The sequence below is a fragment of the Undibacterium sp. 5I1 genome (assembly GCF_034314085.1).
In the GTDB taxonomy this organism is placed as follows: domain Bacteria; phylum Pseudomonadota; class Gammaproteobacteria; order Burkholderiales; family Burkholderiaceae_D; genus Undibacterium.
Map to the genome: position 1 here is coordinate 711,719 of NZ_JAVIWI010000001.1, position 25,059 is coordinate 736,777.

Annotated in this window: 19 protein-coding genes and 1 pseudogene; 6 read left to right on the forward strand and 14 right to left on the reverse strand. The window is 46.6% G+C overall.

Features of this window, described 5'->3' with window-relative positions:
* Nucleotides 1-236: 236 nt before the first annotated feature.
* Both RGU72_RS03015 and RGU72_RS21360 read right to left on the reverse strand, forming a co-directional pair.
* Entirely contained in the window at nucleotides 237-1,553 is a 1,317-nt protein-coding gene (locus RGU72_RS03015; protein WP_322118317.1) for a metal-dependent hydrolase family protein, read from the reverse strand.
* A gap of 362 nt (nucleotides 1,554-1,915) precedes the next feature.
* On the reverse strand, nucleotides 1,916-2,104 hold the full coding sequence (locus tag RGU72_RS21360) for a recombinase family protein (protein ID WP_369124346.1): 189 nt from the start codon (nucleotides 2,102-2,104) through the stop codon (nucleotides 1,916-1,918).
* Between the two features lie 569 nt (nucleotides 2,105-2,673).
* On the opposite strand from RGU72_RS21360, the gene RGU72_RS03020 reads away from it, so the two are divergent.
* Nucleotides 2,674-3,252 (forward strand): efflux RND transporter permease subunit, encoded by a 579-nt coding sequence (locus RGU72_RS03020; RefSeq protein WP_322118318.1) that lies wholly within the window; start codon nucleotides 2,674-2,676, stop codon nucleotides 3,250-3,252.
* A 326-nt stretch (nucleotides 3,253-3,578) separates the two neighbouring features.
* On the opposite strand, the gene RGU72_RS03025 is transcribed toward RGU72_RS03020, so the two are convergent.
* Nucleotides 3,579-4,040, reverse strand: a complete 462-nt coding sequence (locus RGU72_RS03025; RefSeq protein WP_322118319.1) for a VOC family protein — start codon at nucleotides 4,038-4,040, stop codon at nucleotides 3,579-3,581.
* Nucleotides 4,041-4,133: 93 nt separating this feature from the next.
* Between RGU72_RS03025 and RGU72_RS03030 the strand changes: the two genes are divergently transcribed.
* Entirely contained in the window at nucleotides 4,134-4,559 is a 426-nt protein-coding gene (locus tag RGU72_RS03030; protein WP_322118320.1) for a LysR family transcriptional regulator, read from the forward strand.
* Between the two features lie 425 nt (nucleotides 4,560-4,984).
* On the opposite strand, the gene RGU72_RS03035 is transcribed toward RGU72_RS03030, so the two are convergent.
* The 5 genes and pseudogenes from RGU72_RS03035 to RGU72_RS03055 form a co-directional block, all read right to left on the reverse strand.
* Entirely contained in the window at nucleotides 4,985-6,631 is a 1,647-nt protein-coding gene (locus RGU72_RS03035; protein WP_322118321.1) for a bifunctional aspartate transaminase/aspartate 4-decarboxylase, read from the reverse strand.
* Nucleotides 6,632-6,650: 19 nt separating this feature from the next.
* Nucleotides 6,651-8,360 (reverse strand): aspartate-alanine antiporter, encoded by a 1,710-nt coding sequence (gene aspT / locus RGU72_RS03040; protein ID WP_322118322.1) that lies wholly within the window; start codon nucleotides 8,358-8,360, stop codon nucleotides 6,651-6,653.
* 1,157 nt (nucleotides 8,361-9,517) lie between these two features.
* Nucleotides 9,518-10,736: pseudogene (locus tag RGU72_RS03045) on the reverse strand (PQQ-dependent sugar dehydrogenase).
* A gap of 513 nt (nucleotides 10,737-11,249) precedes the next feature.
* Nucleotides 11,250-11,450: a hypothetical protein gene (locus RGU72_RS03050; protein ID WP_322118323.1), complete on the reverse strand. Its 201-nt coding sequence runs from the start codon at nucleotides 11,448-11,450 to the stop codon at nucleotides 11,250-11,252.
* 511 nt (nucleotides 11,451-11,961) lie between these two features.
* Entirely contained in the window at nucleotides 11,962-13,056 is a 1,095-nt protein-coding gene (locus tag RGU72_RS03055) for an NAD(P)-dependent alcohol dehydrogenase (RefSeq protein WP_416200151.1), read from the reverse strand.
* Nucleotides 13,057-13,346: 290 nt separating this feature from the next.
* Between RGU72_RS03055 and RGU72_RS21365 the strand changes: the two genes are divergently transcribed.
* Nucleotides 13,347-13,514, forward strand: coding sequence for a transposase (locus tag RGU72_RS21365; RefSeq protein WP_369124345.1), 168 nt, complete (start codon nucleotides 13,347-13,349; stop codon nucleotides 13,512-13,514).
* 391 nt (nucleotides 13,515-13,905) lie between these two features.
* Here RGU72_RS21365 and RGU72_RS03060 read toward each other — a convergent pair whose 3' ends face one another.
* From RGU72_RS03060 to RGU72_RS03085, 6 genes are all read right to left on the reverse strand, one after another.
* The gene (locus RGU72_RS03060; RefSeq protein ID WP_322118325.1) at nucleotides 13,906-14,262 is read right to left on the reverse strand and encodes a hypothetical protein; all 357 of its coding nucleotides are present in this window, start codon (nucleotides 14,260-14,262) and stop codon (nucleotides 13,906-13,908) included.
* Nucleotides 14,263-14,782: 520 nt separating this feature from the next.
* On the reverse strand, nucleotides 14,783-15,919 hold the full coding sequence (locus tag RGU72_RS03065) for a sn-glycerol-3-phosphate ABC transporter ATP-binding protein UgpC (protein ID WP_322118326.1): 1,137 nt from the start codon (nucleotides 15,917-15,919) through the stop codon (nucleotides 14,783-14,785).
* 85 nt (nucleotides 15,920-16,004) lie between these two features.
* Nucleotides 16,005-16,904: a carbohydrate ABC transporter permease gene (locus RGU72_RS03070; protein WP_322118327.1), complete on the reverse strand. Its 900-nt coding sequence runs from the start codon at nucleotides 16,902-16,904 to the stop codon at nucleotides 16,005-16,007.
* Nucleotides 16,894-17,850, reverse strand: a complete 957-nt coding sequence (locus RGU72_RS03075; RefSeq protein WP_322118328.1) for a sugar ABC transporter permease — start codon at nucleotides 17,848-17,850, stop codon at nucleotides 16,894-16,896. The genes RGU72_RS03070 and RGU72_RS03075 overlap by 11 nt, the downstream gene beginning before the upstream one ends.
* A gap of 281 nt (nucleotides 17,851-18,131) precedes the next feature.
* Nucleotides 18,132-19,382 (reverse strand): ABC transporter substrate-binding protein, encoded by a 1,251-nt coding sequence (locus RGU72_RS03080; protein WP_322118329.1) that lies wholly within the window; start codon nucleotides 19,380-19,382, stop codon nucleotides 18,132-18,134.
* Between the two features lie 177 nt (nucleotides 19,383-19,559).
* Nucleotides 19,560-20,819, reverse strand: a complete 1,260-nt coding sequence (locus tag RGU72_RS03085) for a carbohydrate porin (protein ID WP_322118330.1) — start codon at nucleotides 20,817-20,819, stop codon at nucleotides 19,560-19,562.
* 567 nt (nucleotides 20,820-21,386) lie between these two features.
* Between RGU72_RS03085 and RGU72_RS03090 the strand changes: the two genes are divergently transcribed.
* Genes RGU72_RS03090 through RGU72_RS03100 form a run of 3 tightly spaced genes read left to right on the forward strand, consistent with a single transcriptional unit; the run spans nucleotide 21,387 to nucleotide 24,938 of the window.
* Complete coding sequence (locus tag RGU72_RS03090) at nucleotides 21,387-22,700, forward strand: ABC transporter substrate-binding protein (protein WP_322118331.1); 1,314 nt, start codon at nucleotides 21,387-21,389, stop codon at nucleotides 22,698-22,700.
* A 23-nt stretch (nucleotides 22,701-22,723) separates the two neighbouring features.
* Nucleotides 22,724-23,437: a response regulator gene (locus tag RGU72_RS03095; protein WP_322121553.1), complete on the forward strand. Its 714-nt coding sequence runs from the start codon at nucleotides 22,724-22,726 to the stop codon at nucleotides 23,435-23,437.
* Complete coding sequence (locus RGU72_RS03100) at nucleotides 23,430-24,938, forward strand: ATP-binding protein (RefSeq protein WP_416200098.1); 1,509 nt, start codon at nucleotides 23,430-23,432, stop codon at nucleotides 24,936-24,938. The genes RGU72_RS03095 and RGU72_RS03100 overlap by 8 nt, the downstream gene beginning before the upstream one ends.
* Nucleotides 24,939-25,059: the final 121 nt, after the last annotated feature.

A 25,059-nucleotide genomic window follows, 5' to 3' on the forward strand; every position in this document is an offset into this window, starting at 1 on the left:
CTAAATTGGCCGGTCATAACTGGCTTTTATTAGATTGGTTAATTAAAATCGAAATATAAATTAAATTATTTATAAGTGATTTTCCTCAAAGCCACGCTACCTGAATAACTATAAAGCCATGCACGGATTGAGAGACAATCTCGCTGAAATTTAAGGTCTATTATTCCGATTTAGCGGTTCGAGAGCGCGAGGTAGACGCTAAAACAGACTCCAAGATTTTTAAAAATATCCTTGTGTTACATCCCACCAACATAGATTTGACCCTCTTTCATCACGAAGATCGGGCGGGCGGTCGTAGTCATATCACGGAGCGGGTTACCTCTAACCGCTATGATGTCGGCAAACTTACCGCTGACGAGGCTGCCTGTTAGATCGGACACCCCCAACAGCTCCGCCGCGCTGGCTGTACCGGCTATTAAGGCCTGTTCCGGCTTCATGCCTGCGTTGGTCATTAGCTCAAACTCGAACCCGTTGCGACCGTGCCGACCCACTGCAGCATCGGTACCCATCGCGATTGGAGTGCCGACCTTCAGTGCCTGCTGAAACATGATTGTTTGTTGTGCTATGGCGGCCTTGGCTTTCATTGCGATCGCCGGCGGGAACTTGTCCAGTTTGAATCCTGACCCATTCAAAGCCGACAAGGTCGGAACCAGGTAGATATGTTTCTTTTTCATCTCGGCCAGAGTCGATTCTTTTAGGAACGATCCGTGTTCGATGGAATCAACACCAGCCATGATTGCCATCTTTGCCGCCGTATCGCCGTGGCAGTGTGCAGCGACTTTGCGGTTCCACCGATGCGCTTCCGAGACGATGGCGTTCATCTCTTCCTGTGTCAGTTGTACGTTGTCGACCGGGTCGGAAAGCGATAGTACGCCGCCGGAAGGCATGAATTTGATGACGTCGGCACCGTACTTGACCTGATACCGCACGGCTTCGCGACACTGATCGGCGCCATTGCAGATCCCCTTAATGGTGCCGGCAACAGCGATGGTCTGCGGCGGAATCGGATCCTGATCGGCATGGCCACCGGTCGAGCCGATGGCATAGTTTGACACCAACATGCGTGGTCCTGGGATCATCCCGTCGCGAATCGCATTACGCAAGCCTAAGGCAATATAGTCACTTGATCCAACGTCACGCACAGTCGTCACTCCGGCTTCCAAGGTGATCTTGGCGTAATGCGCGCCATATAGCGCCTGCTCGGCCGGAAACCGCTTGATTCCGTCGAAAAAATCCTTGTACCAGTCGTCCCCAGACTCACCGGACAAATGTACATGCGCATCGATGAAGCCGGGCATCAGAGTGGCGTCACCCAGATCGATCACCCTGGCGTTCTGCGGCAGGGGCCCCTGGTTGCCCATCGACTTGATCTTCCTGGCATCGATGACGATTACGCCGTTGTCGAGCAGTTTGCCGCCCACAGCATCGAACAGGTGAGCCGCTTTAAGAACGATCGGTTGGGACGCCTGATCTGCGGCAACGGCACATTGTGCGGCGATGGTGGTGATGACTGAAAAAGATAGTTTCAACAAAATGCCGCTGCGAATGCTCATCTAGATTTGGCCTTTGGAGTTGTTGGAAGCGCGAGGAGATTGCGCCTCAGGGTTAAACAACGGTCCAGCGGGTAGTGTCAATTGGCAAATTTTTTAAAGTAACTTAGACAGCATCTTTTATTGCTAATGAGCTAAATCGCTAGCGATAATGGACCTCAGTCGATTCCTAGAACCCTCAGGTTATTTGACGTAAATCGTACTTGGTCACCAATTTTCAACCCCGTTGCGAGCTGACTCCATACTCGACATGCATTTTGATGACCGTTATTCGGACAATTCACGATCGGCCGAATATGTCCGAGGCTACGTAAAAACGCCGCAACACGTGAACCCGATTGTCTTCATCATTTGGCAATCAATTCTCACTCAAATTTCGCCATTGCATTGAAAACTTCAAAGAATAAACATCCGCTCCCGGTGTTCTTGTCTAAGTGTGCGCCACTATCGTCCAATACTTTCAAGCCGATGTTTCGAATGCGCAATTCATCCACTGTTGTCACCAAGTGCTTCAAGTCACGACCTAGGCAATCCATTTTCCACACCAACTGCATAGTGCCGGTCTGGAGCGCCTAAAGGCAAGCATTCAAGCGAGGCTGATCGTGCTTAACGCCTGACGCTAAATCCGAATAAATCTGTTCTTGCTCAACACCGCTAGCCAACAGCACATCTCCTTCCCTCACCAACGTCTGTCTTCCATCGCTTTTGGAAACTCGAACATACCTAACTGGCAGAGGACATTCAATGTGCAAGAAAAGCTGAAATCAATGCGACAGTATGACGTAAATTTTTTTAATGAATTTTCTTGAAGTTTTTCTTTCTTTTTGGCCATTTTTTCAATGCGGTTCTTACCTGCCGACTTTGAAAGAGAATGGAGGATGAAACAAGAATAAAAGGTCACTTAAAATCTTGGAATATGCCGTCAGCTAACTTGAACTCTTCCATATTCAGGAGAGAGTAGTCGTCAATGTATCCATTGGTCTTCAGACGATCGCAAAGATAATGCAGATTATAGCGTATGGATCATGTCAAGGGAAATCCGTACAAGTCTAACTTTAGTTTCTGGTGTCTCCCAATTCCATTGTATTGAATATCGCCATTGTGGGTGCTGGTAACATCGGCAGTGCTTTCGCCTTCCAACTCGTCTCCGATGATCGCTGTCACCGGGCGGATTAGTGGCAGAGATCTTGGTTCCGCTATTGCAGATGTAAAAGTCGTGATGGCTCAGAAAAATTTACTTCCAAAAGGTAGCTACTATCAATTAGGTGGACTATATGAGCAACAGCAGATTGCTTTCCAGGGATTACTTTCGGTTTTTGCTGCGGCAAGTACCTTAGTCTTTCTATTACCTTTGTCTATATATGAAAGTTTCCGTCTGGCGATTGCTATTTTGTTGACTGCTTTGCTCGCGGTATCGACGGTATTTATTGGTCTTTGGATTACCCATACAGAATTGAATATTTCCGCGATGATGGGTATGACAATGATTATCGGAATGGTGACTGAAGTCGCCATTTTCTATTTTTCTGAACACCAAGATCTAATTACGCAAGAAGATCTGCTCGCTTCAATGATACATGCAGGTATTAACCGTATGCGCCCGATTGCGATGACGATGATCGCAGCGATTTTGACTTTACCACCATTAGCGTTTGGGATCGGACAGAGATCGGGTAGAAAGAAGTTGCTACCGGAACTTTAAGATGTGCCCCTTTAGGCCAGTTTCGTTTACTGGATACTGAAGTACAAAAATAGGATCGACAGCACTTGGAAAAAATCGGCACATTCCAGCCAAATTGACCTCATTGCAAACTTATCCTTGCTAATCAATCAATTCGTATTTATTCAAAGATTTGATTGACAGACAGACAGGGCTAGATCGCGTCGACAACTGCAGTCAAGAATCTGCCGACCTTAAGGTGCGCTCGATGTCGATCTAGATCAGCCAAACGTAAAGTCTTTAAAACAATATTGACTGATCAATCGAACTGGAAAGCAATTAGTAAGTGACGATCTGGGTACAGCTCGTTATTGCAGTATTGGATGACTTATCTCAATAAGATTACCCCAAGGATCGCTAAAAAATGCGAATCGTACGTCCATCCTTGGCGCGTCTCGCGCCTCGCTGACGATTCTGACTCCGCGGCGCTTTAATTCTTCGATAGCTAAGTCGACATTTGCCACGCGCATGCAAAGATGGTGCCAACCACCAACTCTATGGGTGTGGATTAGTTGCTCATAACTAGGGCGTTCTGTACATCCCGGACCTGCGATAAATTCGATAAGAAAACTGTCATCGCTTGCGGGCGCAAGAAAAGCGAGAGTTTTTTCACCTAACTGCATTGTTCGTACCAACCTAAAATCTAGCTTGTGAGTGTACCAAGCGGCTGCAGCCTCAAAGTCTGGCACGCGAATGCCAACATGGTTGCCTCTCCAAGAAGCGAATGGACTGGACGCGTTCTTTGGGAACGCGTTATCAACTGAGTTCATACTATATTCTTCCATAAAGTAAATTTAGTGCAGCAATCATAACGTCCACTAAATGGATTGATAACGATGCTGGAACCGAATAGACTGTTCGCCATGAAGAACAATCATGAGTTAACTCTGGACGATTTGTCTGTCTTTGTCGCAGTTTGCAAAGCGAATGGCTTTCGCGCGGCAGCAAACCAGCTTGGATTGTCGCCTTCCCATGTGAGCGAGATCATCACTCGCATCGAGAAGCAATTAGGATTACCTCTTTTAATTCGCAACACTCGCAGTGTCATGCCGACTGAGGCAGGGCGTTTGCTCGAAAGTCGTCTCTCGCCATTGTTGATGCGGCGGCTGCTGCCATTGGGCTCGCATGTGATGGGCATGGCCTCATATGCACATTTAAGAATTGGCTTGATCCCTTTTTCGAAAGCGGACAGCTCTAGCCGGTCATGCCCGACTGGTGGCAACGGTTCGAGGGGCCAAGGTTATACTTTACTAGTAGACGTATGCCAGGTACCTTGCGTGCTTTTGTGAATATGATTATAGAAACAGCGTAATGCACAACGTCGCTCAAAATATGTGTACACGGTGCTCAGTGGCGGAAACAAGTCTTTCCAATTTCCGAGTTGCAATATCTTTACCGAGCCAATGTAACGATTTCGAAGGTATTTTTTCTCTCAACCGCGGTCAACCCCAAATTCCTCTAACGGCACATTGTTGACACTCGCATTTTCAATTGAAAATCTGAATTTACGAACCGACCAACAGGTGCTGAAGTAATTCTGTATCTTGACCCACTCGAAATTTGGCGGAAGATGCGTTCAGTGATTTCCGGTTATCGACCTGTAATTGCAATCAAATATGATTACTTAACATCCACAAATTTCGAGCGGCTTGATTCGCTAGAGGTTGCTTCAGGTGGGCAAGGCCGCACGAGCGTTTGGTTCTTCACTCGGCGGTCAGCTAGGATGCAATGGCACTGCGCGCGGGGGCTGAGGGTCTGTTACAGGGGCTGGTAAGCTATCCCTAAAATCCTGATAACACTCATCGAGCACATGACGCGTAAATTTGCCGATAGCCGCGTACTCGATCTCAGTTAGGTTGGCCAACGAGACCCGCGCCGAGGTGTCGATCACATCAAAACCGTTACCCGGCAGCAGAACCACACCGGTTTCTTGCGCAAGCCGGAAAAGAAAGCTGATACCAAGATCGCTGCGGACGAACCATGCTTCAAATTCGGGCCCATACAATGCGCCGCCAATTTCTTGCAGATCGATCAACGAGTAATAGTTCACGTCATTGGGCGTGCGCAACGCCTCGATACCCATATTGCGATACAAGGTCTGATAGCGCTTGCGCAGTAACTGTTTGGCCGACTCCTTGTAGCGGTGTTCTCGGTCCATGAGTCCATTGAGCGCGAACAGTGCCATTTGCAGTTGTTGCGGCAGTGATAATCCGGCGGTATGGTTGAGCGCGACGGCGCGGCTGTCAGCGACCAGTCGATCGATGAAACGAATCGTGCGCGGCGTGGTGGTGAGTGAAGCGTATCGTGCGTCGAGAAGCACTTTTTCCGCCTCCGGTAATGCTGCCAGCGCCGCGTCAAAAACATTTTCGTCATGTAGCGCAATGGTACCTAGGCGCCATCCTGTTGCGCCAAAGAACTTTGAGAATGAGTACACGCAAAGTGTATTTCGTGGGCACTTTGCGAACAGCGACACAAAATTATCCGCAAAGGTGCCGTATACATCATCGGTGACAATGAACAGATCCGAGCGTTGTTGCGCTACCAGCGCGGCCAGTTGATCGAGAACTTGATCTGATAACTTGGTCGAGGGTGGATTACTCGGATTGACGAGACAAAATAGCTTTACTGCCGGATCGCTCAGCTTGTCGATTTCGTTGTCCGGCAACTGCCAGTCGGCGTGCCCATCCATGCGAATATCAACCACCTCGAGGCCGTATTCGGCTAGTAGCGGGATTTCCAAATAAGGTGAAAAGATCGGCGTGCTGATGGCGATCTTGTCACCCGGCTTGATCAAGCCGTTGGCCCGCAATGTTTGGAAAATATACGTCATCGCGGCCGTGCCACCCTCGGTGGCAAACACCGAGAACGATCCCTGATGGGCGAGCGGGCCGAACATTTCCTGCGCCAGATACGCTTTGACGATTTCTTCGGTGTGCGCCAGCATACGCGGTGGGGTAGGGTAATTACATCCAAGAAATGCTGCCACCATCTCGAACAGAAACGTCTCTTGGTCAAGTCCGAGCTGATCCTTTACATAGGAAATGGCTGCGCGTAGAAAGCGCACACCATCCGTACTGCGATGAGCCGTGGCATAGATATCGAACCGGTGCACGATGCCGCTGCGTTCCGGCAGTCCACCAAAGCCGCTGTCGAGATATGAATACGACCGCTCGGCCTCGCGCATAGAAAAATCGCCCAGGCTCAGAAACGCCCAGCGCGGCAGTGTCGCCAGAAAATTCGGATTGCCGCGACCTGCATTGAGCATCATACGCTGTGCATCCGAGGAAGCAATGGCGATGAGCTGATCCTTGAGTTCAAACGGGCTGAGGTTGGCAAATTGCTGAAAATCTTGTTGCGGCATGATAGGACTCGATCGCAGTTTAGGGCGTGGCATTTGTGGTGATGATTCCAACGATGACTGGACCCCAAAGGGTTAGAAACACATTGGCAACGGCGTAAGTAACGGTAAAGGACACGACAGGGGTTGCATTGCCTGCTTTCTCGAGCAACGCTGCAAACGCTGGGTTGGCGCTGCGTCCTCCGGCGACACAGGCGAGCGCTTCGATCGGATTGCGAATGCGCAGGACGTACCACGAAAAAAAGAAAGTAACGACTTGGGGTATCAGCGTCACACCAGCGCCGAGCAACAGTAGTGTGAAGCCGTGCTGCCGGATTGCGACCAATGCCTGCGGTCCTGCCGAGATCCCGACGATGCCAACAAAGACTGCGAGACCAAAATCGCGCAAGAAGTTGGACGCGCCCACGGGCAGTGCCGACACACCTGGATGGACACTGCGAAGCCAGCCGAACATCAGGCCGGAGAGTAGACATCCACCGCCACTCCCGATCGAGATCGGGATACCCATGATGTGGAACTGCACCATGCCAATCAGAATGCCGATCAACATGCCTAATCCCATGAAGATGAAATCAGTGACCGCTGCCGGATTGATCTTGTAGCCAATTTTTGTTTGCACTCGGTCCAGATCCACGGGGCTGCCGGTGAAGTGTAATTCATCACCGCTTTTCAGGATGATCTTGTTGAGCAGCGGAAGCGCTAGGCCCATGCGCAAGACCCGTGTCAAAAATACGCCGTGACGTGTATCCACCGTTACGTGGTCGTGAATTTCGCCGACTTCACGCCCGCTCAGCGCGCGATTGGTCAAAATGATTTCACGACTCTCCTGCACCAGTAACATGTCCGCCGGCGCGCTGATTTCCTTGCCGAAGTAATCGGCTGCGGCTTCCATGACGGCAATCAGCCCAGTAACCGCCACCATGTCTCCGGCCAGCACGACGGTGGTGTCCGCGATCGCCAACGGTTGTCCAGACCGATAAATCGCCTCTACCGAGGCATCCGATAGCGCGATGTCGATCGCCAGGGCAGTCTGGTTGACCGCCGCGCTGTCGGGTGCAACCAAATACATTCGAGTGGCAACGGTGCGCATTGCATTGAACTGTCCCCGGTCAAGTTCGGCGTGGCCGCCGGAGATTGAAGCAGCAAGCTTGATGGCTTCCTGACGAATATCCCAGCGCATCACCATCGGCAGGAACCAGGTGACCATTATGATCGGTCCGAGCGACCCAAAAATATAACAAACCGCATAGCCAACTGCGACGTTCGTTTGCATCGTCTTGATCAAGGCCGGGGCCAAACCAAGCTTGGCGATGGCATCACCAGCGGTGCCAATGATGGCCGACTGTGTCAGCCCGCCAGCGGCTAGGCCAGCAGCCATGCCGCGATCAAGGTCGAACATCCAGGCACTGAACAGTACGCATAAAAGACCCGTCGCGCACATCACAAATGCCGACACCAGTTGATTGAGTGAGCGTCGGTTCAGCGCATGGAAAAACTGCGGGCCACCTTGGAACCCGACCGCGTAAATAAATAGAGCGAAGAAAATCGCCTTTATGCCGCCATTGATCTCAATTCCGAGCTGGCCTATGACAACTCCCACCAGCAGGGTTCCGGCAATGCCTCCCAGAACAAAACGCCCAACCTTGATTTTGCCGACCAGATAGCCGATTGCAATCGTCGCGAACAGAGCCAGTAACGGCTCGCGTGTAAGCAGATGTTTGATCAATTCCATTGCAGTTCCATGATGAATTTCCGCCAGAGTAAAATGTGCATGAGCGCTTGAGCATCCGAGTCGATGCTGCGAACGAAATTGGAGAACAGTTGACTAGTCAGCACGCGGAAAGGGAGCCGCGGCCAGCGCGCGTTGAGTATAGTTTGTCCATTTGATTTTTCTGTGTGCGGTACCCCGCACAACAGCATATCGATATGTGCAATTAAGCCGTAGGCAGGGCGCAAGATTGACCACTTCAGAGTAGGGTTCTAAGCCCTACCCAGCGAAGTTTGTTTATTAGGGTGACCAACTGTCAGATTGAATCGAAACTAATACAACTTAGTTCCGAAAATGTAAAATCATGTCTAGTGCACGTAATCGAACATCGCTAGTCGGAATTGAAAAGCCATTGCATTTACCGTTTAGTGTCATGATTCATTGCGGAGCCATGCTCATTCTTTCGAACGCCTCTCAAATTAAGAATAAAAAGACCAACCTGTAATTCAACCAATGCATAGGCGTTATCGTATAAACCCCAAATGACCCATAACAAGTTGCTCAAGATAAAACACCAAAAACCTGAATTTCTTTTTCCTGCCGAATTAGACCCAACCAACCACGATGCGACTAAGGTGACGACCATCGCGACACATTGCAATGTAGTTAAACCGAAATCTAGCAATTGCACCTCTCCTTGTGTATATAGTATTTTGTACCACGCAGGGCTTTAGATTTCATCTCAATTAAATCGCGATCATCAATATTATTTTCACACTCTTAAATTCCTAAACGGATTGTCAAGGTGTTCAGTATTAATCTCTCACGGTGCGTGCAAAGTTTTGGATATCAGAATCTCAGGATTACTCACTTCTTAAAGCTATCCTATTATTGAACCACCTTGTTTTTGTGGGGAGGGGATTACCGTATTAATCAATAATGTCCTTTCCAATGAACATGAGAAGAATAGTTAGGAGGCTCCCAAATATTTAAAACAATTCTAGAACAATGACAAGTTTGAACTATGCGGCCATGAATATGTAGGCGATACTTAAGATATTCATTGTCAGCAAACAGATTACGAGCAAACGCCAACGCCAGACAAACCAACTTCATTACAAGGCAAAAATTGAACTTTGTTCCTCAGACGCTTATTTTAACTATGCCTAAAAATAGTAAGGCTATTTTGCTACTCGCCAGATAATGTTACCAACGTCATCAGCGACAAGTAACGCTCCTTTCTTATCAATCGCAACTCCCACAGGTCGCCCATAAGCTTCATGATCTTTGTTTAAAAATCCAGTCAAAAAATCCTCAACCGCTCCAGTGGGGTGATTATTAATAAATGGAACAAAGATCACTTTATAGCCACTGTGTAATTTCCTATTCCAAGATCCATGTTGCCCAACAAAGGCGCCATTTTTATAATGAGGAGAAAATAAGTTAGCATCGTAAAAAGTAAGCCCCAATGAAGCGGTATGTGCTCCCAATGCAAAATCCGGCTTGATTGCTCTCTCAACTAAGTCAGGTCGTTGTGGATGCATGCGCACATCGATATTCTGTCCGAAATAACTGTATGGCCATCCATAAAATGCTCCATCTTTCACAGAAGTCATGTAGTCAGGTACGAGGTCGTCCCCCAATTCGTCCCGCTCGTTTACCGCAGTCCACAAACCGCCATCTTCTGGCTGCCAAGCCATACCGACTGGATTACGCAATCCAGAACCGAAAACTCGAATAGCTCCCGTTTTAATCGTGATTTCCAAAATATCAGCGCGATTGGTTTCTGCTTCTATACCATTTTCACCGACATTACTGTTCGATCCAACACTAACGTATAAACGAGTTCCATCGCGGCTAGCAATAATATTTTTCGTCCAATGATGGTTAATCGTTCCAGCCGGAAGATCAGCGATTTTCGTGGGCTTCGTAGTTATTTTTGTGTCGCCCTCTTTATACGGGGAGCGTAAAACTGCGTCCGTATCAGCAATATATAAATCCTCGCCCGCTAAGGCCATACCAAAAGGGGAATTTAATCCCCTGCAAGAACGCCGTTTTTAATTCTGCAATTCCTTCCTTACTCACTCCTCTTAACAGCGTAACGCGATTGGCACTTGCAACACCAGCACCAGCTTTTTTCATGACTTTTTTCATCACAAAGCCTTTGATGCCTTTACTATCGTCTGGCTTGGGAGGTGCATTAGTTTCCGCAACTAGAACATCTCCGTTTGGGAGAACATAAAGCCACCTTGGGTGATCAAGGTTGTTGCTAAATACGGTGACAGAAAATCCAGGTGGAGCAACAAGTTTCACGCCCGACGGCCATCCAATGGCTGGGGCAATATTTACCGTAGGTATTAGTTGCTTCTGAGGCTTTGGTAAAGTTGGATTACTTCCCATTTGCGTTATGGCATTGACTGTTTGGGACAACACGTTTTCACCACCAAAAAAAATGATAAGTAAGACAAATAGACCAAATAGATTTTTCGACCTTAGCAATCTTTTTTCTGGTGAAAAAAAATCAATAGATTTATTTAGTGTTAGTAAAAAAATGTCTTTTTTTATTGAGCGCATGATTTTTATCTGAAGATATCAATAGAAACCGAGAATAAACGAATCACTCAGATTAATTTGGGCTTCAATCCACATAGCTCATCCTATTTTTACGCACATTAAATTTTTAATTTAATAAATAAAAAAAGTACAAGCGTAAAAGATCTCAGAAATATTTTTTGAAATACATTGATTGTAAAAAATATATTTAAACTATCTACTTTTGTTACCCAACTTAATTCTGAATTAAAACAGGCCAGCAATTTGCTGGCCCGATGTTTTACTTAGTTACTTATTTATTCTAAAAATCAAAAATTTATTGATCTGATTTAATACCAACATAAATTTTCAATTTACTAGTTACATTGTTGAAGAATGGCATGCTTTTTCAGTGCTTTTTTGCACCGTATTACAGCATCCCATTGCCGTTTTTGAGCTCTCCTTCGCTTCGCTTACTTTATTTTTTTCGTGAGAATCTGCTGCTTTCAGATGATTTTTTGCTGCTTCTTGATGATCTGTGTCCTGCTTGTGTAAGCTACTGGCTTCTGTTGTGTTGGACATGATATTTGATCATCAGTTATCGAAAGTTTCTTGAATTTCACTCCACATGCCAGAAAAATTTATGCTCCAGCAAGGAGTTAAACATAACGCTCAACAGAGAGTTATCTGTTCGGTATCCAACGTCAACGAACATATTTTTCCGTTAGCTAAATATTTTTTGGCCGCACGTGCTAAAGCAGATGAATCGTCAACTACTGTTCTAAGTTATTTGTAGTTAAAAAGAAACTACGAAAATTCTACCGGGCATATTAACTAAACTTACATTGTGTTTTTAGAAATTCTAAGTCGTTTTTAGGATACTAATTTTGAATCAACGATTTGATGTCAAACAGCGTCTTGCATTTTTCACTTGTCAACGCTTACAACTCTTATTTAGGTCGGTAGAAGTCCGCGTCGTATCGGGATAGCGAACTTTTTCCAGTATGCTGAAAAAAAATGAAAAATTTGCCACGCTGATTGACAACCCATGACCGCCTAAATAATCCACGGTCAACCTGTGTTGGCCTGTTGCTTACTTCTCGTCGCGCTTGAGTGAAGCCATGTCAATTACGTAGCGGAACCGCACATCGCCTTTTTCGACCTTTTTGAAGGCCTCGTTCACATTTTGAATATCGATTATTTCGATATCCGGTCCTATATCGTGCTCTGCGCAAAAATCGAGCACTTCTTGGGTGTCAACAAGATTAGCGATGAGTGATCCAGCCACGCGCTTGCGATGGAACGCAACGGCCGAATTATCGACACCAGCCATCGGCTCGAGTGCGCCGACGATGCACAGAGTTCTGTCCCGCTTCAGCAGTTCGATGAAGGGATTAATATCGTGCTTTTCAGGGATTGTAGAAAGCATGAAGTCAAAACTCGATTTCAGTTTCTCCATCGCAGCCTTATCGCTTTCAATGACACCTTTGACTCCAAGGCGCTTCGCCTCTTCCAGCTTCTGCTCGGTGGTGGTGAATACAGTAACGTGTGCACCCATCGCCTTGGCAATCTTGATTGCCATGTCGCCAAGGCCGCCAAAGCCAATCACGCCTACGCTATCTCCGGCCTTCACTCCCCAATGCTTTAACGGGGAATAGGTGGTGGCACCAGCGCACAAGATCGGAGCGGCTACCTCGGGTTTCAGGTTCTTTGGAATCTTGAGAGCGAAGTCTTCATTGACGACAATCACATCGGAATAGCCGCCGAAGGTATTGTCCCGCCCGTACATGTTGGCGCCATTTGGCGCCTTGGCTGCGGGTACCATTGGGCCGTTATAAGTGGAAAGCCAAGAATTCGGGCCTTCGCAATAATTTTGGTCGCCAGACTGGCAAGGATTACAGTGGCGACAGCTCTCAATCATGCAACCAACACCGACTAAGTCGCCAACTGCGTGACGGGTGCTGCCCGGCCCAACCTTCGAAACCCGACCGACGATCTCGTGACCGGGTACGCATGGGTAGACAGTGTTCGACCACTCGTTTTTCACCTGATGAATGTCAGAGTGGCAGACGCCGCAGTAAAGCACCTCTATTTCAATTTCGCTCGCGCCCGCTTCCGTTCGCTCAAACTCGATGCGCTTCAGTCTGCTGTACGAGTGCTTTGCTGCATAACCCGAGACTTTGATCATGGCTAGTTCAGCGATAACATTTTGTTGAATCTGTATGTCGGTTTTCATGCTCATCTTTCAGTCTGTTTTAAGTACCTTAGAATGAACCGCAAATACGCTTATTTTTGTACGTTATAGCTCATATAGAGAAATAAAAGTGCGCTGTTGGTCTAAGTAGCGAAAATCGATAAATAAATAAGGTAATCCCCCGGCTTTGCCGGGGACTCACCAAGGTTTGAAATATATGTCGGTCGGTTTGAAACTTCTATTTCTGCCAAAAAAAGGAGTTTCGAATGCAATAGCATCAAAGTTTGAGTGCTACGAGATGTGACTGCAAATATCACATCGGATTTATTCCTAAGTTCAGGAAAAAGGTAATTTACGGTGCATTGCAAAGAAATCTGGGTGAGTTATTTCATGAGTTGGCGAGGCAAAAAGAATGTAAGATGGTGGGAATACCCTGTCAGAAAACGTTCTGAAAAGCGAAATGTCGCCGGACGCTGCGAGTTGTTTTCTTAGTTTGATTATCGCGAAATTAAAGGACGAGCCCAGTTTTATACTTCCGATCATTGATGACTTAATGCATGCTCTTGAATATGTTGCTAAGAATCAGATCTTATTTGATGCTGATCTTAATATATATGGTGATTTTTCCGGAAAGCTAAATGAGATATCGCTTTTGATAAAACAAATGCCAGACGCATATTTTTGTCTGGTCATACCAATGCCGCACATTCTTCCTATGGCATAAAACGGTGTTATGTGGGCATTCCGATAACGCTGTTTTTTACAGGTAATGCAGAGTGGTTTCAAGCTAATTCGGTTTGGCACCTGCTGATACTTATATTTTTATGAAATTTGGCATGCGCGCTATTGCTTGCATGCCTTCACAATATGTTGCCAGACTTGGTCAGTTGTTTTAGTTAATTTGCTTGCAAATATTTCTGCCTCAGCAGAGCTTGAGTAACCAAAAAATACTTCTCCTTTTGAACTAACGATCAGTTTTTTTTCAGCATAAACAGCGTTTAACTTTAATCCTTCAAAGACAAATGAGATATTGTCTTTCTTATTTTCCACCACTTTATATTGTTCATTGGCAATAATAGTTGACGCTAAACACTCTTCAGTAATAACTATTGGGCTTTCGCTTTTTGAATATGTTTTAGTGAAAGCACAAGAACCAAGCAAAAGACTGAGTGAGATAATTTGTATAAGATTTTTAAACACTTCTATTCTCTATTTTTGGGAATTGATTTCACATATCGTTTTAGCTGTGCGGTGCCCGAACAGAATACACGCAGCGATGTTCGCTAAGAATATCCTATAAAGCCGCAATATTATCGCTATCAATTTACTTGTAATATTATCATTTATTGCGTACTACGGGGATGCATACCAACAATCGATCCTAAATTGGTATGTAGAATGTTAAAGTGGTTTTCTGTAATGGAATATGAGTTTGTTTTTTACAAACGTGTGGTCCGTTGAATTGAAGTGATCGGCGCTATTCGACTTTCACAGATGCTATAAACGTTTTTCAACGTGCTCGCCTTAAATCTTTAAAACCTTGGAAGATTTTAGCTTAAAACCTTTACTGCAAATAAGATATACTCCTACCTAGCATAATTTTCTCGCCTCTGTAAATAATGGTCAATAGGCTGATATTTTTAATAAATATGGGGAGTATATTTATTTGTAATGTGCGGAGATGGCTAGTACATGTTTAAGCCATCATTGTTTAAGTCCTTCAACCGATGCGCAGTTCTGTCTTCGGATCAAACAAAATAGCCTTTGACAAATCAAATGCCAGACGCATATTTTTGCCTGGTAAAGCCATCGCGCGCGGATGAGTGCGGCAGGTGATACGACTTTGGTTAAACCAGATAAATGCTAAGGTGTCAGGGCCAGTTGGCTCGGTTAGTTCGACTTTGCAGTCGACTTCTGTAGGGCGATAATCTTCTTCACTTTCTGAGCGGCGGGCGCTGATAGTGTCGGTCACATGTTCAGGTCGTATGCCGAGTATGATCTCGCGCTCCGCCCATTGCCCTGCTTTGAGTTGTTCTGCAAAAGAGGTCGGTAGAGGCAACAAACTCGTCTGACCTGCATGCTCTAGAGTAAATGCCAGTCCATTAGCATGCGGAACTAATTTGCCTTTTAAGAAGTTCATTGAAGGTGAGCCAATAAATCCTGCGACAAACAAATTATTAGGTTGATCGTAAATATCTTGCGGACTACCGAATTGCTGTACCACGCCATCTTTCATCACGGCGATTTTGTCGCCCAGCGTCATCGCCTCAATCTGATCATGGGTAACATAGACGATCGTCGTGCCTAGTCGTTGGTGCATCAACTTAATTTCAGCGCGCATTTCTACCCGCAGTTTTGCATCCAGATTAGAGAGCGGCTCGTCAAATAAAAACAGCGTTGGATCGCGGGCAATAGCACGACCCATGGCGACCCGTTGACGTTGTCCACCGGACAGCAAGGCTGGTTTACGATCTAGCAAGTGGGTGATTTGTAAAGTCTCGGCAACCCGCTCTACGATCTTTTTTTGTTCGTCTTTAGGTACTTTGCGTATGCCTAATCCAAACGAGATATTTTCTCTGACGGTCATGGTTGGATACAGTGCGTACGACTGAAATACCATAGCGATATCACGCGATTTGGCAGGAACATCGTTGATGCAGCGATCACCGATATAAATCTCGCCATCAGAAATAGGCTCTAAGCCGGCGATCATATTCAGTAAGGTGGATTTGCCACAACCAGAGCCACCGACTAGGATTAAAAACTCGCCATCTTGAATCTCAAGATTGATGCCCTTTAATATCTCCGCGCCGTTGGGATAGACCTTGCGTACATTGCGTATGGATAAACTTGCCATGGTTGTTTCGTTTCTTCTGAATAGATTAAATACGATTACTTTAATGTGATTGTGACCTTGTCCAACCGGTCGTCGTTATCAGGAATCAGCCTTTGACCGCGCCGGCAGTCAGCCCCCGGACGAAATATTTTCCTGCGATCAGATACAGCCCCAATGTCGGTAGTGCTGCGATAATCGCCGCTGCCATATTGACGTTATATTCCGTCACACCTGTCGAAGTATTGACCAGATTGTTTAGGGCAACGGTGACTGGTTGCGCATCAGAGCCGCCGAACACCACGCCAAATAAGAAGTCATTCCAGATCTGCGTAAACTGCCAGATAAAGCACACCATAAAAATTGGCAAGGACAAGGGGAAAATAATCCGGCGATAAATAGTCAAGAATCCTGCACCGTCGATGCGGGCAGCTTTGACCAATTCTTCTGGCACCGATACATAATAATTACGGAAAAACAGCGTTGTAAATGCCATGCCATAAATCACATGCACTAATATCAAACCCGCTGTTGTGTTGGCCAGATGCATCAGACCCAGCAAGCGCGCCATCGGTAATATCACGACCTGAAATGGGATAAAGCAACCGACCATCAAGCCCGTAAATAAAATTTCTGATCCGCGAAAGCGCCAGTGCGCTAGTACATACCCGTTCAGTGAACCGATCAGGGTGGAGATCAAGACTGCCGGTATCACCATTTTGACGGAGTTCCAAAAATACGGTGCCAGTCCATCACATTGCACACCAGTGCAGGCGGAGCCCCAAGCCTTTGCCCAGGCGGCAGTATTTGGATGCAAAGGAAAATCGAGTAAATTTCCACTCCGGATTTCATCTAGTGATTTGACTGACGTGGTGAGCATCACATACAAGGGTGCCAGGTAATACAGTGCACATAAAAATAAGAGCACGTAGATCAAGACACGACCGATATTTAGCCGCGAGCGATTGGGATTATTTGCTGCAGATGACTTAAAGGAATTAGCGACCATGGCGTGCCTCCTTTGCTTCAAGATAAATCAGGGGCACCAAGACTGCCAGTACCGTCATTAGCATCATCATCGCGGATGCAGCACCCAAACCGAGCTGACCACGGGTAAAAGAAAACTGGTACATAAAAATCGCAGGTACGTCGGAAGAGGTGCCGGGACCGCCAGCCGTCAGCGCCATGACCAGATCAAAACTCTTGATGGCAATATGCGATAACACTAGCAACACACTAAAGAACACGGGACGCAAAGAGGGGATGACGATACGCCGATAAATCGTCGGCAGGCTGGCGCCATCCACCATCGCCGCCTTCATGATGCTGTCATCAATCCCGCGCAATCCCGCTAAAAACAATGCCATCACAAATCCTGAGGATTGCCAGACGCCTGCGATGACGACGGTATAAATTGCCATATCAGAATCGACTAGCCAGTCCATAGAGAAGTTGGCAAAGCCCCAGTCATGCATCATTTTTTCTAAACCCAGACCTGGGTTTAGTATCCATTTCCATGCAGCACCCGTGACGATGAACGATAGTGCCATCGGATATAAATAGATTGCTCGCAACGCACCTTCTGCACGGATACGCTGATCTAAAAAAATCGCCAGCAAGAGTCCGACAACCAGACAAATCAAAATAAATAGTCCACCGAAAATGCCTAAGTTAGTGGCAGAAACCCACCAGCGGTCAATTTCAAACAAGGCGCTATATTGCGAAAATCCTGAGAAGGTGTAATTCGGCATCAAGCGTGATTCGGTCAAAGACAGATACGCTGTCAGGCCGATAAAACCGTAGACGAAGATGAGGGAGGTCAACACCGTCGGTGATAACACGATGCGCGGTAGCCAGATATCGGCAAAACTGGCGAGTCTTTGGGCGACCTTGGGGCGCTGAGCGTGATCGTCAGCCTGACTGCGGCCCGATATTGCTGTGGGGGTAACTGACATCAAGAATCTCCAGAGCGACATCAATGATCGCTCCAATTACTTATAGGGAGTATATTTTATTGTCCATATAATCATTGGACACTAAGGCATTTTTAGTAAAAATAAGGGGGAGTATATGAAAATAAGCAAAATTCGACACTATTTTCATCACTGCCCGTCATACGCACCAGCGAGTTGTTGTCTCATCCAGTGCGTATGACGTTTGCCGCCTTGTGTTACAGCGTACTTCCAGCTTATTTGCAGCTTACTTCTGTATCACGTCGCTATTACTGCAGCTTACTTTACTTCGCTTTGGCCGCTTTTGCTAATGCTTGTACTGCGGCTTGCGAGGTCATCGTGGAGTTCATAAACTTCGCAATCACGTCCTGAATCGCACCGGCTTTAGCGGAGTCGATTGCCATGCCATGGGCAAAGCTAGGGACTAAACCGCCGCTCTTACTCGTAGCATCCATATCGTCCATTGATTTGATAGCGCAGCTATCAAACTTAGCGCGTGAGACACCGGCACGGGCAGGGATAGAGCCTTTGTTCAGATTAAAGACTTCCTGAAATTCCGGACTCATCACCGCGCTTGCCAAGACCAATTGGGCCTTTTGCTGATCAGCATCTTTAACTTTAAACATCGTCAGAGAGTCGATATTAAAGGTGAATGCTTTCTCGGTACCTGGCGCAGTCAGACACAAGAAGTCTTTGCCAGCGACTTTACCTGCGGCGGTAAATTCGCCTTTCGCCCAGTCACCCATAAATTGCATACCAGCCTTGCCGTTGATGACCATGGCAGTTGCCAGGTTCCAGTCACGGCCAGCGGCATCTTTATCGATGTAGGTTTTGATCTTTGCTAAGGTATCAAAGGTTTTGATCATGGTGGGACCAGTCAGGCTTGCCGGGTCCAGTTGTACGATTGCTTTTTTATAGAAATCGGGACCGCCGACGCCGAGTGCGACGGATTCAAACACCGTCGCGTCTTGCCATGGTTGACCACCGTGTGCGACTGCGATCAAACCGGCTTTTTTGATTTTGTCAGCGGCATCAAAAAACTCGTCCCAATTGGTCGGCGCTTTAGCGCCCGCTTTTTTTAAGACGTCTGGATTGACCCATAACCAGTTGACGCGATGCACATTGACCGGTGCGGCAACATAGTGTCCTTGATACTTCATGATATTGGAGACGACTTTTGGCAAGCTGGCATCCCATTTGCCTTCGGTCGCCGCAGCATCGATATTCGCTAACACGCCTTCTTTACCCCATTCTTGAATCGACGGGCCTTTGATCTGTGCTGCAGTCGGTGCGCTACCAGAAATGACGCGTGCTTTTAACGCCGTCATAGCATTTTCACCACCGCCACCAGCTACGGCGAAATCTTTCCAGACGATGCCCTTGGCTTCCATCATTTTTTTCAATTCAGCGACGGATTTGGCTTCGCCACCGGAAGTCCAATAATGTAAGACTTCGACTTCTGCTGCCTGAACTTGCGCGCCAGCGATCAACGCTGTGGCTGCAATAGTTGCCTGAACGATTTGTTTCAATTTCATGATTGTCTACTCCAATATGTTTGGGGAATGTTTTTAAATGATTTTATTTTGCTGTCGCCAGATGTGTTGATATTTTTTTGTTCAGACACATCTGGGCAGTCGGTAAAATTGACTAAAAATGAGCTAAGTCATAAAGATCAAATTTAAAAGCGAGCGTAAAAGTGACCGATGAGCGAATCAGAACCAGGTTTCTAACTGGATACCAACTGAGGTGCCGCTGGTATTGTTGCCATATACCGGACCAGAGTTATTGCTAGCGTTGACAGCGGCGGTTGCTGCATCATTCCATTTGCCATAGGTGACAAAGGCGCGTAGTTCCGGACGCGACCAGTAGCCTTCGCCCATAGACAGCGTCGGTGCGAAGGTGATTTTGGTCAAGCGTAATGCATCGCCACCATTTGGTTGTGTTACGCGGCTCGTACCGACTTCTGCTTGTAACTTAAAGTTTTTTGTTAAAGCGTATACCGGTCTTGCACCTAGTGTCGTCCAGGTGGAGGAACCCAGTGCATCCGACTTATCACGCTGCATCAGCGCGATAAATTCAGTACTGAATTGTGCTGTTGGCTGGATGACCAAATTATCAAATACACGCAAACGAGTGACATCAGAGCCTAATGTTGTGCTGCCGGAGCTACCGATCCGGTCGCAACATGGTCCGCCAATACCAGTTCCTGGACCAACACCGTATTGGATACCAACAGTATTTGCGCCGCCGAGTACTTTATCTTGCTTGTGGAAGATCGAGAACTGCCAACCGTTATGACGGTTTTGTCCTTGAGCACTGATGAGCGACATTGCCATATCGATGGTGCCGTTTTCGTTGACCGGCACACCTTCATAAATAAAGTTCTGGCGCACCGCCGCTGGGGTGTTGAGCACTTTGCCTGTCGTTGCATCAATATCATTCGTGTCATTGTCTTTGAACACGGCATAACCGAACTTGCCCGGACCAAAGCCGCCAACTTTATCAAAGCCACCGCCCGTGCCGTTCAAATTGATGTATTGCAGATCCAGCATATGGATATCTGGACGGAAGTAGTAACGCTTACCAATCCATGCAGTACCGCCGTTTAAGAAGTCGAGCCCTTTTGCTTCAACATAGGCTTTGGCAATTTCTGGTTTGGCATTGCCAAAATCAGAGCCATTTTTGTAAGCGTCGATCCACAAAGTACCGACCCAGCTCACGCCGTTTTCTGATTTTGCCAGTTCCTTTGTATAACCACCTTCAAAATAGCTATCGCACTCATTGCCGAGACGATACTTCATGGTGTTGCCACCTAAGTCGTAGCAGCTTTGTGGACCTTTTTCGGAGCTAGATCCCACGCCAGCGCGCAAGTAACCATGGAATTCACCTTCAGCATCGCTGGCATGTGCTACACCAGCAGTAAAGGCAAGTGAAAGGGCGAGCTGTAACGCTCTGAATGCAGTTTTACTCATTATGTCTCCTGTGTATTTTTAATCGCTCGCAAGCAAGCTGACGCTGCTTTTGAGCATGCTGTCATGTCCGGTATTTCCCGGATTTTTAATCTACTGCTGATGGAAAGTTCTAAAAATTCTTAATTGAGCGCATATCGATTGAAGAATTTTTAGGCGCTTCCAGATGGTTGCCTGATTTTTCTCACCATCATTTATCTAAAACGGGGTACTTATCCAGCGTTCGTATCGGACTAAATTGTTGCGGCGAGCAGACATTAGCACTGCAGATACTGTGACACCACACCGAGACTTGTAATGTGCGTTAAATGGGTTAAGTATATGATTTATATCAATAAGTTGAAAATCACTGAAAGACTTGCTGTTACATAACTTTACGTTGGGAATTTAGTGTTTTTCTGGCATTTTTGGACTGTGTCATAGCGAATTACTGTAAAAAACAGCTAGGATTCCGCCTGAAATAAATTGCAATGTAAGCTCACAGTTCATTACAAATATCGATCCTTATTTACCTGCGCAACAACAATCAGTTACGTTATAGTCTCCTCCGAGACAAAGAAGGATCTTCAGGTGCAAACAGCAAAAATAAGATTGTTGCCCCATGCAGAATGCGTTCGTCGTTACCTGTTATCTTCACTGAAGGTAGTCCGTAACTTGATATTGCCCATTTTGTTGATGGTGAGCAGCTCATCAACGTGGGCCGAGACATTGCAGGTGCTGCACTGGTGGAAATCTGCCAGTGAGCATAAGGCTGTCGATGTTCTGGCGAACAAATTAGCTCAAGAGAACATTATCTGGCGCGATACATTGATCCCTAGTGGATCAGGCATAGGCGCGGGAATCGTGCTGAAAAGTCGAATCTTGACGGGCAATGCACCTGAGGTCTCGCAAGTTAATGGTGTACTAATTAGCGAATGGTCTGATTTGGGATTGTTGCTCGATTTTGACGGCGTTGGTGCGGCTGGAAAATGGGATAAGGTTTTATTTCCACTGGTCTGGACTTTGGTGCAGCCGAAAGGCCGTCTGGTCGCCGCGCCGCTGGGAATTCATCGCATCAATACGTTATTTATAAATCGAAAACTTTTCAAAAAATATGACTTGAAGCCACCTGAAACTTGGGATGAATTCGAAGCCGTCGCAATAAAGTTAAGGCAGGCCGGAGTGACGCCCTTGGCGCAAAGCAGCGAACCATGGCAAGTGGCAACATTATTTGAAAATTTGGTGTTGTCCGAGGCGGGCGCTGGTTTTTATCAAGAATTATTCGTCAAAAAAGAAGTAGATGCATTTTCCGATAAGCGTTTTGCTAATGCCTTAAAACGCTTACGCTCGCTCAAAAAAATGATGTCCGTTTCCGCGCAAGAGCGTACCTGGATAGAAATGGCGCGTCAGTTTGCCGATGGTAACGCAGCCATGTTTATTATGGGAGACTGGGCAAAAGCAGAGTTAAATTATTGGGGATTAGCGACCGATGTCGGCTTTAGTTGCATGGCTGTGCCCGGTACACAAAACTACCATCTGTACGATATTGATACGCTCGTAATGCTGTCCTTGGATGGATCACACAGAGCAGCGCAAGAAAAGCTCGCCCAGATTGTGGTGTCACCGTCGCTGCAAACAGAGTACAACCGTGTCAAAGGTTCTATTTCTGTTTTACGCAATCAGGATTCGTCGAAAATGGATAGCTGCTCCCGTGCGTCGCTCAAAGCATTTTCTATGGGAAGTGCTGCGCAAGTGCCTAGTTTTGCCCACCGTATGGCGACCGACGAAATTTCTAAAGACGCGATTATTGCTGAGATCGTCCGCTTTTTTATCGACGACAAAATGTCGATAGGTGATACACAGCGCCGATTGGCCGCCATCGCACGTTCGCTTCCAAAGACATAAGCAAAGATAGAATACTGAAAGTAATAATGCGCAAAATACTGATAGTCGATGACGACCAAAAAACCAGAACTCTGTTAAAGACCTATCTGGAAAAAAATCAATATGAGGTCAAGCTGGCACATAACGGTGAATCATTTTTGGCCGAGTTTCACCGCTACGCAGATGAATTATCTTTGGTCATTTTAGATGTGATGCTGCCGGATACGGACGGGTTTGCATTGTGCAAAGTGGTGAGAAATCGCTCCAACGTTCCCGTGATTATGCTCACAGCCAGTTCGGACGAGACTGATCGCATTGTTGGCTTAGAGCTAGGGGCAGATGACTATATTTCTAAGCCGTATAGCCCTAGAGAATTGCTGGCTCGCATTAAAGCAATACTCAGGCGTACTGGTAGTGAGAGTCTAGCTGCTCCGCGCTATTATCGATTTGTCGGCTTTACTCTTGACACCGTTGAACGCACCGTCAGCGACCGTGATGGTACCGTGATTGCGCTGACGGGACTGGATTTTCAATTACTCAAATATTTTGTTGAGCATCCTGGCGACATTCTGGATCGCAGCGTATTGTGCGAAGAGACGCGTGGTCGTGATGCAGGTCCTCTGGATCGCTCTTTAGACGTACAAATCAGCCGCCTTCGCTTGCGTTTGCATGATGATGGTAAGCAGCCAGCCCTCATCAAAACCGTACGCGGCGCAGGTTATGTATTTTCGGCGGATGTTAGCGCTGCTCATGCCTAGCAAAGTTGAGTTCTCGGGGATTACTACATTGCCCGCAATGACCTACTCGCAACGTCTCCTGCAAAAAATTCTTCCGCATTCTTTATTGGGACGATTGACGGTGGTAATGGTGGCGGGTGTCATGCTGACACAATTCGTCGGCAATGCATTCTGGACGGCGCAAGTTCGTAAAGAATCTGAGATCGAAACTAAAGCATCCTCTCAGCATGTCGCCCGCAGTGCTGCCAGTACGATGCGATATTTTGCCAGTCTTCCATCCAATTATAGGCCCCTGACGATACAGCTATTTCGTGAAATGGGTGGTACACGTTTTTTTGTCAGCATTAATAAAAATGCGATTAAATTGAACGAGATGAGTGAGAACCGTTTAGCAACGATGGCAGTACATGATATTAAAATTTCACTCAAAGAAGAGCTGCCAGCTTTAGAAAAACTTAAAATCGGATTTGCGTGGCCGTCCGATCTGGTCGTATCCGATGATGGCTCACAAATCAGTGAGGTGCCGGAAAAATGGGTGCAACATATTTTAATCACGCAGCCAAATCCTGCTCCTATCTTAGTGATCCAAACCGAGATGGCAGATGGTCAGTGGTTATATCTCGCGACGTTAATGCCCAACCCTTATTTTTTTAAAAGTGGTGATCCTTTTTCATCTGACCGCGTATTACTCCAGCTACTTTCACTTGCCGCCGTTTTGGTTTTATCTATTTTAGTCGTACGTTGGACAACCAGGCCGCTAGCTGCTTTATCTGAGGCAGCGCAAGCATTTGGTAACGGTGAACATACGCCACCGTTACCTGAAACCGGCAGCAAAGAATTTGTAAAAACAGCCCGGGCTTTTGGCGAAATGCGGGAGCGGATTCAGCGTTATATTGATGACCGTGAGCGACTGTTTGTGTCGATTTCTCATGATTTGCGTACACCGATTGTGCGTCTGAAATTGCGCGCAGAATTACTTGACGATGATGCTGTCCGTGCCGAGTTTCATGATGATCTGGACGAGCTGGATATGATGGTCAAAGGTGCGCTGCAATGCGTGAAGGATAGTGATATTTATGAAAATCCCACTGAAATCAGACTTGATGCTTTATTAGGACGGATGGTAAAAGGTGCGCACTTAGCAGGGCATGAAATTTTATTTATTGAATCCGGTTTAACCGCTTTTGCGAAACCACTTGCCCTCAAGCGAGCGGTTGGTAATTTATTGGACAATGCGATTCACTATGGCAAACAGGTAGAGATTAATGTCTCTGAACAAATCGATCATATAGCCATAGAGATCCGGGATCATGGCCCGGGCGTGCCAGAGGAAGACTTTCCCCATTTATTGGAGCCTTATGTCCGGCTAGAACATGGCCGGCATCAAAATGCAGGTGGTATGGGCTTAGGTCTGGGCATCGCTCATAGTATTGTCAAGGCGCATGGCGGAGAGTTGCGCTTAGAAAATCATCGCGACGGTGGTTTGATTGCGACCATACTCCTTCCAAAACAAGCCGATTAATCTTGGTTTGCGATGATCGGACTTAAGATTTCTGAGTCAATTTATTTGGTAGAGGTCATTCAAAAAAAGACGCAAAGTAATCTTTCTTGCAATGCGTCTTTTGCACGTCTATTTTATGTCG

Coding starts and splice junctions, on each gene's coding strand:
- RGU72_RS03015 (WP_322118317.1), bottom strand. CDS start 1,553: ATGAGCATTCGCAGCGGCATTTTGTTGAAACTATCTTTTTCAGTCATC.
- RGU72_RS21360 (WP_369124346.1), bottom strand. CDS start 2,104: ATGCAGTTGGTGTGGAAAATGGATTGCCTAGGTCGTGACTTGAAGCAC.
- RGU72_RS03025 (WP_322118319.1), bottom strand. CDS start 4,040: ATGAACTCAGTTGATAACGCGTTCCCAAAGAACGCGTCCAGTCCATTC.
- RGU72_RS03030 (WP_322118320.1), top strand. CDS start 4,134: ATGAAGAACAATCATGAGTTAACTCTGGACGATTTGTCTGTCTTTGTC.
- RGU72_RS03035 (WP_322118321.1), bottom strand. CDS start 6,631: ATGCCGCAACAAGATTTTCAGCAATTTGCCAACCTCAGCCCGTTTGAA.
- aspT (WP_322118322.1), bottom strand. CDS start 8,360: ATGGAATTGATCAAACATCTGCTTACACGCGAGCCGTTACTGGCTCTG.
- RGU72_RS03050 (WP_322118323.1), bottom strand. CDS start 11,450: ATGTCCAACACAACAGAAGCCAGTAGCTTACACAAGCAGGACACAGAT.
- RGU72_RS03055 (WP_416200151.1), bottom strand. CDS start 13,056: ATGATCAAAGTCTCGGGTTATGCAGCAAAGCACTCGTACAGCAGACTG.
- RGU72_RS03065 (WP_322118326.1), bottom strand. CDS start 15,919: ATGGCAAGTTTATCCATACGCAATGTACGCAAGGTCTATCCCAACGGC.
- RGU72_RS03070 (WP_322118327.1), bottom strand. CDS start 16,904: ATGGTCGCTAATTCCTTTAAGTCATCTGCAGCAAATAATCCCAATCGC.
- RGU72_RS03075 (WP_322118328.1), bottom strand. CDS start 17,850: ATGTCAGTTACCCCCACAGCAATATCGGGCCGCAGTCAGGCTGACGAT.
- RGU72_RS03080 (WP_322118329.1), bottom strand. CDS start 19,382: ATGAAATTGAAACAAATCGTTCAGGCAACTATTGCAGCCACAGCGTTG.
- RGU72_RS03085 (WP_322118330.1), bottom strand. CDS start 20,819: ATGAGTAAAACTGCATTCAGAGCGTTACAGCTCGCCCTTTCACTTGCC.
- RGU72_RS03100 (WP_416200098.1), top strand. CDS start 23,430: ATGCCTAGCAAAGTTGAGTTCTCGGGGATTACTACATTGCCCGCAATG.